This window comes from Actinocorallia lasiicapitis, assembly GCF_054778695.1.
The window spans coordinates 1-8,750 of sequence record NZ_BAAGZI010000258.1; the positions used below are offsets into that span (position 1 = coordinate 1).

At 70.6% G+C, this 8,750-nt stretch carries 9 protein-coding genes; 6 read left to right on the top strand and 3 right to left on the bottom strand.

Going from position 1 to position 8,750, the window contains the following annotated elements; translation table 11 throughout:
• Nucleotides 1-471 (top strand): LysR substrate-binding domain-containing protein (locus tag ACYVE7_RS23585; protein WP_460367267.1); only part of this gene is annotated, 471 nt, incomplete at its 5' end.
• A gap of 7 nt (nucleotides 472-478) precedes the next feature.
• Here the strand turns inward: ACYVE7_RS23585 and ACYVE7_RS23590 are convergent.
• Together ACYVE7_RS23590 and ACYVE7_RS23595 are read right to left on the bottom strand one after the other, a co-directional pair.
• Nucleotides 479-1,594, bottom strand: a complete 1,116-nt coding sequence (locus ACYVE7_RS23590; protein WP_460367269.1) for a GAF domain-containing sensor histidine kinase — start codon at nucleotides 1,592-1,594, stop codon at nucleotides 479-481.
• Nucleotides 1,591-2,247 (bottom strand): response regulator, encoded by a 657-nt coding sequence (locus ACYVE7_RS23595; protein ID WP_460367271.1) that lies wholly within the window; start codon nucleotides 2,245-2,247, stop codon nucleotides 1,591-1,593. Before ACYVE7_RS23595 ends, ACYVE7_RS23590 begins: the two co-directional genes overlap by 4 nt.
• 161 nt (nucleotides 2,248-2,408) lie before the next feature.
• Between ACYVE7_RS23595 and ACYVE7_RS23600 the strand changes: the two genes are divergently transcribed.
• The 4 genes from ACYVE7_RS23600 (at nucleotide 2,409) to ACYVE7_RS23615 (ending at nucleotide 6,488) form a co-directional block, all read left to right on the top strand.
• Nucleotides 2,409-3,356, top strand: a complete 948-nt coding sequence (locus ACYVE7_RS23600) for a phosphoribulokinase (protein ID WP_460367273.1) — start codon at nucleotides 2,409-2,411, stop codon at nucleotides 3,354-3,356.
• Nucleotides 3,357-3,460: 104 nt separating this feature from the next.
• Nucleotides 3,461-4,363 (top strand): proteasome assembly chaperone family protein, encoded by a 903-nt coding sequence (locus tag ACYVE7_RS23605; protein ID WP_460367275.1) that lies wholly within the window; start codon nucleotides 3,461-3,463, stop codon nucleotides 4,361-4,363.
• An 86-nt stretch (nucleotides 4,364-4,449) separates the two neighbouring features.
• Complete coding sequence (locus ACYVE7_RS23610; RefSeq protein WP_460367277.1) at nucleotides 4,450-5,253, top strand: SHOCT domain-containing protein; 804 nt, start codon at nucleotides 4,450-4,452, stop codon at nucleotides 5,251-5,253.
• 143 nt (nucleotides 5,254-5,396) lie between these two features.
• Nucleotides 5,397-6,488, top strand: a complete 1,092-nt coding sequence (locus tag ACYVE7_RS23615) for a glycoside hydrolase family 26 protein (RefSeq protein ID WP_460367279.1) — start codon at nucleotides 5,397-5,399, stop codon at nucleotides 6,486-6,488.
• 2 nt (nucleotides 6,489-6,490) lie between these two features.
• On the opposite strand, the gene glgC is transcribed toward ACYVE7_RS23615, so the two are convergent.
• Nucleotides 6,491-7,714, bottom strand: a complete 1,224-nt coding sequence (gene glgC / locus ACYVE7_RS23620) for a glucose-1-phosphate adenylyltransferase (RefSeq protein WP_460367281.1) — start codon at nucleotides 7,712-7,714, stop codon at nucleotides 6,491-6,493.
• A gap of 59 nt (nucleotides 7,715-7,773) precedes the next feature.
• On the opposite strand from glgC, the gene glgA reads away from it, so the two are divergent.
• Nucleotides 7,774-8,750, top strand: a 977-nt coding sequence (glgA, locus tag ACYVE7_RS23625; RefSeq protein ID WP_460367283.1) for a glycogen synthase, incomplete at its 3' end; no start/stop codon positions are given.

Sequence of the window (8,750 nt, forward strand, 5' to 3'; positions counted from 1 at the left end):
GCCGACCACGGCGCCGACGTGGTGCTGGCCGGCCGCCCCCCGGAGGGCCTGCTCCGCGCCGACGGCGGCGTCACGGTCCTCGCCCGCCGCCCGAACGAACTGATCGTGGTGACCGCGCCGCGGATCGCGTTCGACCACACCACGCCGTGGGTGCTCCGCGAGCCCGGTTCAGGCACCCGGGTCACCGCCGACGCCTATCTCGCCGAACACGAGGCGTCCCCGCCGAAACTGGTCCTCGGTTCGAACGGCGCGGTCGTCGCGGGCGCCGCCGCGGGCCTGGGCGCGGCCCTGGTCTCCCGTGAGGCGGTCCGCGACGACCTGTCCGCCGGGCGCCTCATCGAGGCCGCCGCCCTCGGAATGCCGCTCAGCCGTCCCTGGCACGCCGTGACGGGCGCCACCCCGACGGCCACCACCCGGCTGTTCGCCGAGGAACTCACCCACCACGGCTGGAGCGAACCGCCGCGAACCTAGAACCGGCCTAGAACCGCAGGGTGGCGCGGACGGTGGTGCCGTCGCCGGGGGTGGAGTGGACGGTGAGGCGGCCGCCGAGGAGTTCGGCGCGTTCGTTCATGCCGCGCAGCCCGTAGGACTCGGGCCGGGGCTGGTGGGGCCGGAAGCCGCGGCCGTCGTCCTCGATGGCGAGGGTGACCCGGCCGCGTCCGTATTCGAGGAGCAGGTCGACGGCGGTGGCGTCGGCGTGCCGCAGGACGTTGCCGACGGCTTCCTGCGCGATCCGGTACAGGGCCGTCTGCAGATGGTCGGGGAGGGGCGCGTCGAGTTCACCGGAGACGGTGACGGTGACGTCGAGCGACGGCTGGCGCGACCCCGCCTCGCGGGCCAGTCCGGCGAGCGCCGCCGACAGCCCGAGATCGTCCAGGACGGGCGGCCGGAGCCCGCCGATCGCGGCGCGCGCCTCGGCTGAGGCCAGTTCGCAGAGTTCGCGCGCCACGGTGATCTGCCGGAACGCCTCGCCTTCGGGGGGGAGCGCGCCGAGCGCCGCCGACAGATGGAAGCCGAGGCTGGCGAGGCGCTGGGCGATGCCGTCGTGGACCTCGCGGGCGACCCGGCCGCGTTCGGCCTCCTGCGCTTCGACGGCCCGTTCGGCGAACTCCTCGGCCTCGTGCTCGCGGTGGCGTGCGGCGCGCAGGCGGCGCGCGGAGTGCAGGACGGGCGCGAACAGCGCGGTGATCGCGCGGATCAGTTCGAGGTCCTCGTCGCTGCAGCATTCCCGGCCGCGGGTCCTGACGTCGATGACGGCGATGGTCCCGTTCGGTCCGGCGACGGGGAAGCACATGCCGTGTCCGTGCGCGCGGGGCGTCGCGTGCCCGGCGCACCAGCCGATGACGCCTTCGCCGAACGCGACGGCCTTGGGCGATTCGCTGACGCGCGGATCCCCGCCGGTCCACTGGAGGGTCCGGCCGTCCTCGTCGAGCACGTAGATCTCGCAGGACGCGAACCGGGTGGCGGACCGCACCAGGACGGCGATGTCGGCGGCCAGTTCGGGGAGTTCCCGGTCGGCGCAGGCGGCTCCGACCACGCGGGTCAGCAGCTCCCCGTCCCGTTCGGCGAGGAGGGCGAGGGCGCGTGCCTTCACCGGAACAGGCCCTCGCGCAGCGCGATGGCGATGGCGGCGGAGCGGTCGGTGACCTCCAGTTTCCGGTACAGGGTCCGCAGATGCGATTTGACGGTCTCTTCGGACAGGTGGAGCCGTGCGGCGATCGCCCGGTTCGACAGCCCGCCGACGAGCAGCGACAGCACTTCGCTCTCCCGCTGGGTCAGCCCGCGGTTGGCGCCGGGCCAGAACTCGCCGCGGTTGAGCCGGGCGACGCTCGCCGCCATCCGTCCCGCGAGGGTCGGGTCGACGACCGTCTCGCCTTCGGCGACCTCCTCCAGCCGCCGGACGAGCTCGAGGCCGTCCACCCGTTTCAGGAGGTATCCGGCGGCGCCGGCCCGCAGGGCCTCGAACACGTACTGCTCGTCGTCGTAGACCGACAGGAACACCACCCGGGATTCGGGGGTGGTCTCGGTGAGCACCCGGCAGAGGTCGAGTCCGCTGTGCGTGCCCAGCCGGACGTCCAGCAGCACGATGTCGGGTTTCAGTGAGACGACCAGGCGTGACGCGGAGTCGGGGTCCGCGGCCTGCCCGACCACGCGGACGCGGCCGGTGTAGCCGGCGAGCATCGCCTGGAGTCCGGCGAGGATCATTTCATGGTCGTCGACGAGCACGACTCGGACGGGGGCGGCCATGGGCGCACCCTAACAAGCAAAAGCTACTGACGAGTAGCTCACCAAGGCGCGCCTTCACCCGTGAGATCCCACCGTCGGGTGAGGAACCCCGCGGCGACCAGGCTTACCTTCACGGTGACGCGACCACAACCCCCGGGTAAAGAACCCCTTTGGAGGATCCCGTGCCCCACCGGATCGTGCACATGCTGCGGGCCCGTGGAACCGGACGCCGTCCGGTGATGCTGGCGATCGCGGGAGACAGTGCCGCCGGCAAGACGACGCTCACCCGGGGGCTGGTGGAGTGTCTCGGCGAGGAGCGGATGACGGCCGTCTGCGTGGACGACTACCACCGCTTCGACCGCCGCGAACGCCAGGGGAAACCGTTCACGGCGCTGCACCCCGACTGCAACTACATCGAGATCATGGAGCAGCACCTTCAGCTCCTGGCGATGGGGGAGCCGATCCTCAAGCCGGTCTACGACCACGGCACCGGCGAGCTGGTCAGGCCCGAGCTGATCGAGCCGCGCGACTTCGTGATCGTCGAGGGGCTGCTGCCGCTCTACAGCAAGATGGCGCGCGCCTGCTTCGACATCACGGTCTATCTGGACCCGCCGGAGAGCCAGCGCCACGCCTGGAAGATCAACCGGGACACCTCCAAGCGCGGCTACACGCCCGACCAGGTGCTGGAGGAGCTGCGGCGGCGCGAGATGGAGAGCGCGGCGTTCATCCGCCCGCAGCGCAGGCACGCCGACATCGTCGTCCGGTTCGGCAGCATCCCCTCGGCGCACCCCGAGCCCGACGCCCCGCTGTCGGCGGAGGTCCTGCTCCGTCCGACCGTCGACCACCCGGACCTCACCGGCGTGGTCAACGGCGCCGACGCCCTCCACCTCAAACTGCTCCGCGACACCGACGGCCGCCCCGTCGACGCCCTGCACGTGCACGGCAACGTCTCGGGCGAGGAGGCCGAGATCGTCAAGAAGGCGATCTGGGAGCGGCTGGACGTCGACACCCCGTTCCCCGCGGACCTCGGCCGCCTCGCCGACGGCGCCGCCAGCGACCCGGTCGCCATCACCCAGCTCCTGCTGCTCTACCACCTGATCAACGCCGACCGCCTCCGGATGGCGTCCTAGGACGGAAAAGCGCCTCCTTGGGATGATCCGGGGCGGGATGAAATGCGCGAGGGACTATGTTGAAGAGTCTGTAGCCCTTGTTCGTCCCGAGGAGGTGGGCCGCCTTGCGTCCCGAGGATCTGTACCGGCTGGAGGCCGAGCTGCCCGTGCTCGAGCGTCCGGTGCTCTTGCACAGCCTGGACGGGTTCATGGACGCGGGTTCCGCCGGCAGGCTGGTCCGCGAGCACATCCTGGACACTCTGGATCACCAGGTCATCGCCCGTTTCGACCTGGACGAGCTGATCGACTACCGGGCGCGCCGGCCGATGATGACCTACGACGGCGACCACTGGGAGGACTACGACAAGCCCTCCCTGAACCTGCACGTGGTCTATGACACGGTCGGCCAGCCGTTCTTGCTGCTGGAGGGCCCCGAACCGGACCGCGCGTGGGAGAAGTTCGTCGCCTCGGTCGTCTCCCTGATCGAGACCCTGGACGTCAGCCTGTCGGTGGCCTTCCACGGCATCCCGATGGGCGTCCCGCACACCCGGCCGATCGGGCTGACCGCCCACGGCACCAAGCCCGAGCTGCTGGGCGCCTGGCCGAAGTCGCCGTTCGGGCGCGTCCAGGTGCCGGGCAGCGCCGCCGCGCTGCTGGAGTACCGGCTGGGCGAACTGGGCCACGACGCGATCGGTTTCGCCGTCCACGTCCCGCACTACCTGGCGCAGTCGTCGTACCCGACGGCCGCGCTGACGGCGCTCGGCACCGTCGTCAACGCGACGGGCCTGGCCATCCCCGGCGACGCCCTGCGCGAGTCCGCCGAGGAGACCGACAAGGAGATCGCCTCCCAGGTCGAGGGCTCCGACGAGGTCGAGAAGGTGGTCCGCGCGCTGGAGCAGCAGTACGACGCGTTCGCCGGCGCCGACGACCGTGAGTCGCTGCTCGCGCAGGAGGCCGACATGCCGTCGGCGGACGAGCTGGCCGCCCAGTTCGAACGGTTCCTCGCCGAACAGGACGGAGATTCCTGACACACCCCGCACCGCGAACCTGATCTTGTTGTACGGCATCTGATCCCTTGGAATCGGGGATGGCAAACGTCAGCAAGGGAAGTCCAGTGAGTGTTCGTGTTCCGGTCGCGTACGCGGTCGGTCTGTCGGGTTGCGCGTCCGTCGGGTACGCCATCAACAACCTGCTGTCCTCGGCGTCGGTCTGCGAAGCCGACATCTCCGCCTGCGACCTCAGCGTCGGCGGGTTCATCCCGTTCCTGGTGGGCGGGATCCTCGTCGCGGTCGTCTCGATGATCCTCGGGGCGCGGCTGGTGGTGCCGCTGCTGTTCCTCGCGGTCGGCGCGGGCGCGCTGGCCGTCGGTGACGCCGGGTTCTCCCGGACGTTCGGCGGCGGGTTCGTCGTGGCCGGGCTGATCGCCCTGGCCGGGGCGTTCGTGCTGCGCGGGATGGCCGCCAAGTCGACGGAGAAGCTGCAGAACCTGCTCGCCGAGGGCAGCCCCGCGATCGGGACGGTGCTGTCGGTGCGCGACACCGGGGTCCGGATCAACGACAACCCGCGGGTCGAGCTGCGGGTCAGGATCGAGCCGGAGAACGGGCCCGCGTTCGAGGCGTCGAAGACCATCACGATGCGGCTGATCCGTCCCGTCCTGACGGGCGAGCGCTACCCGGTGCTGTACCTGCCGGGCAACCCCGCCGAGTTCGGGCTGATCACCGATATCGAGAACCCGGCCGCGGTGCCGCCGCGGCTCCTGCCCGTCGTCGAGCGGCTGGCCGGCGAGCGGTACGGGGCTCCCGCGCCCCGGCAGAGCCTGTCGGACGAGATCGCCAAGCTCGACGCCCTGCACCGCTCGGGCGCCCTGTCCGTCGCCGAGTTCCATGAGGCGAAGGCCAGGCTGCTGGCGAAGGACTAGCGAACGAGCCCAGGACTCCCGCACCCGGTTTGTTGAGAAATCTCTACGTTCACGGGCGTCACCCTGGGCACGGTGGGTACGGCCCCCTCTCCCCGGTACCGGTGCGGCCTCGGCCGACGACAGCCGACTGTAAGGAGAGTTCTATGGAACGGCGCGTCCTCGCCGCCGCCGCCCTGCTCGTCCCGCTGCTCGCGGGGACGGTCCACGCCGCCCCCGCGGCGGCCAAGCCCGACGCGGTGAGATCCGCGGCGGTGAAGCCGAAGTACAACAACAAGGCGCCGAAGGGCTTCCAACGCTGGAACGCCCCGGGCGTCACCAACGTGAACAAGTACATCTACCCGCGCAAGGAGTACTTCGGGGTCTTCACCCCCGAGGAGGACAAGGTCGCCGGGGCCAAGCGGTTCGCGAAGATCACCGGGCGGAAGCCCAACATCGTCAAGGGCTTCTACAACTGGGGCGACGGCTTCGACACCGCCTGGGCGAAGGGCCTGTGGAAGTACGGCGCGATCCCGCAGCTCGAACTGGAGCTCTGGCCGCAGGGCCGCGACCTCACCGTCGCCACCATCGCCGCGGGCGAGCAGGACGACTACATCCGCGAGCTCGCCCTCGCGATCCGCGCCGCGAAGATGCCCGTGGTGTTCAGCTTCGCCCACGAGTTCAACGCCGAGTGGTACCCGTGGGGCGACTGCAGCCGTCCGGAGAACGACACCCCGGACAAGGAGACGGCCTGCGACTACTTCAACACCCCGCAGGACTGGACGGCCGCGTGGCGGCGGATGCACGACATCTTCCGGACGGTCGGCGCGACCAACGCCATCTGGCTGTGGCAGCCGAACGAGATCGGCTCCCGCCCGGAGATCGCGCTGCGCCCCTACTGGCCGGGCGCGAAGTACGTCGACTGGGTGGGGATCGTCGGCTACGACCGGGGCAGGCACACCAGGAAGACCTTCGCGAAGATCTTCCTGCCGACCGTCAAGAACGTCCGGACCTTCACCAAGAAGCCGATCATCATCCCGGAGGTCGGCACCAGCCCCGGCAAGACCAGGACGTCGTTCATCAAGGACTTCCTGGCCTCGGTGAACAAGTATCCGAACATCATCGGCTTCCTCTGGTTCAACGCCGACAAGCGTCCCGCCGAGGCCGACGGCGACTTCCGGCTCGAAGCCCAGAAGAGCAGCGTCACCGCCTTCAAACAGGGCCTGAAGTACGGCCACTTCGGCTTCCCGGTGAAGTGAGCTTAGAGCGCGACGTTCTTGCCGATCACCGTGACGCCCTCGTCGGTGACGGTGAACCGCTCCCGGTCCCGTTCGGGGTCGACGCCGATCCGCGCCCCCGGCGGGACCACCACGTTCTTGTCGATGATGGCCCGCCGGACGATCGCGCCCTCGCCGATCCGCACGTTGTCCATCAGCACCGACTCGCTCACCTCGGCCCCGGCCCCGACCTGCACGCGCGGCGACAGCACCGACCGGCAGACCGAGCCGCCCGCCACGATGACGCCGGGGGCGAGCAGCGAGTCCTGGGCGCGGCCTTCGGCGAACACCAGTTTCGCCGGGGGCAGCGGCTGGTGGCCGGTGTAGATCGGCCAGCGGTGATTGTACAGGTTGAACACCGGATGGACCGAGATCAGGTCGAGGTGCGCCTCGTAGAAGGCGTCGAGGGTGCCGACGTCGCGCCAGTAGCCGTGGTCGCGTTCGGTCGCGCCGGGCACGGCGTTGTCGGCGAAGTCGTAGACCCGGGCGTCCTTGCCGGCGACCATCGCGGGGATGATGTCGCCGCCCAGGTCGTGGCGGCTGCCGGGTTTCCTGGCATCGGCGTGGACGGCGTCGATGAGCGCTTCGACGGAGAACACGTAGTTGCCCATCGAGGCGTAGATCTGGTCGGGGGCGTCCGGCAGGCCGGTGGCGTTCGCCGGTTTCTCGCGGAACGCGGAGATGCGGCCCGCGTCGGCCTCGATGACGCCGAACTGGCCGGCGAGGGCGAGCGGCTGGCGGATCGCGGCGACGGTCACGCCCGCGCCCGACGCGATGTGCTGGTCGACCATCTGCCGGGGGTCCATCCGGTAGATGTGGTCGGCGCCGAACACGATGACGTGGTCGGGGTGCTCGTCGTCGATGAGGTTGAGGTTCTGCAGGACGGCGTCGGCGGAGCCGGTGAACCAGCGGGGGCCGAGCCGCTGCTGCGCCGGGACGGGCGTGACGTAGTTGCCGAGCAGGGTCGACATCCGCCACGTCATCGAGACGTGCCGGTCGAGGCTGTGGTTCTTGTACTGGGTCAGCACGACGATCTTCAGATAGCCGCCGTTGGCCAGGTTGGACAGGACGAAGTCGATGAGCCGATAGATCCCGCCGAAGGGCACGGCGGGCTTGGCCCGGTCCGCCGTGAGCGGCATCAGCCGCTTCCCTTCGCCGCCCGCCAGTACGATCGCAAGAATCCGGGGCGTTGCCATAGCAAGGAACATTTCCCATGAATCCCTGGCGAAACGGGCATGATTTTTTCCGTTCCGGTTAAGTTCCGGACATGCGCGTCGACCTGCTGACCCGAGAGTTCCCACCCGACGTCTACGGGGGAGCGGGCGTGCACGCCGACTTCCTCGCCCGCGAACTGCGCGCCCTGTTCCACACCACCGGCGACGAGCTGCGCGTCCGCTGCCTCGGCGATCCCCGGCACGGCGCGTCCGCCTACCGGCCGCCCGACTCCCTCCTGTACGCCAACCCCGCGCTCCAGACCCTCGCCGCCGACGTCGAGATGGCCGGCGGCTGCTCCGGCGCGAGCCTCGTGCACAGCCACACCTGGTACGCCAACCTCGCCGGGCACCTCGCCAAACTGCTGTACGGAGTTCCGCACGTGCTCACCACGCACAGCCTGGAACCGCTGCGGCCGTGGAAGGCCGAGCAGCTCGGCGGCGGGTACGCGCTGTCGTCCTGGGCGGAGCGGACCGCGATCGTCGCCGCCGACGCGGTCATCGCGGTGTCGGAGGGGATGCGCCGGGACGTCCTGGCGGCCTACCCCGAGCTCGACCCCGGCCGGATCAGCGTGATCCACAACGGGATCGACACCGAGGCGTACCGGCCGTCGCCCGGCACCGAACTGCTCGGGCCGCTCGGCATCGACCCGGAGCGGCCGTCGGTCGTGTTCGTCGGACGCGTCACCCGGCAGAAGGGGCTGCCGCATCTGCTGCGCGCCGCCGCCGACCTCGATCCCGCCGCGCAGCTCGTGCTCTGCGCGGGCGCCGCCGACACCCCCGAACTGGAGGCCGAGGTCACCGCGCTGGTCGCCGGGCTGCGCGAGAAGCGCGACGGGGTCGTCTGGATCTCCGGGATGCTGCCGCGGCCCGTCCTGCTCCAGGTGCTCACCCAGGCGACGGTCTTCGTCTGCCCGTCGGTCTACGAGCCGATGGGGATCGTCAACCTGGAGGCGATGGCCTGCACGGCGCCGGTCGTCGCGACCGCCACCGGCGGGATCCCCGAGGTGGTCGCGCACGGCGAGACCGGCCT

Excerpts from the sequence above, each read along its gene's own strand:
- glgC (WP_460367281.1), bottom strand. The coding sequence starts at position 7,714 with ATGTTCCTTGCTATGGCAACGCCCCGGATTCTTGCGATCGTACTGGCG.
- ACYVE7_RS23615 (WP_460367279.1), top strand. The coding sequence starts at position 5,397 with ATGGAACGGCGCGTCCTCGCCGCCGCCGCCCTGCTCGTCCCGCTGCTC.
- ACYVE7_RS23595 (WP_460367271.1), bottom strand. The coding sequence starts at position 2,247 with ATGGCCGCCCCCGTCCGAGTCGTGCTCGTCGACGACCATGAAATGATC.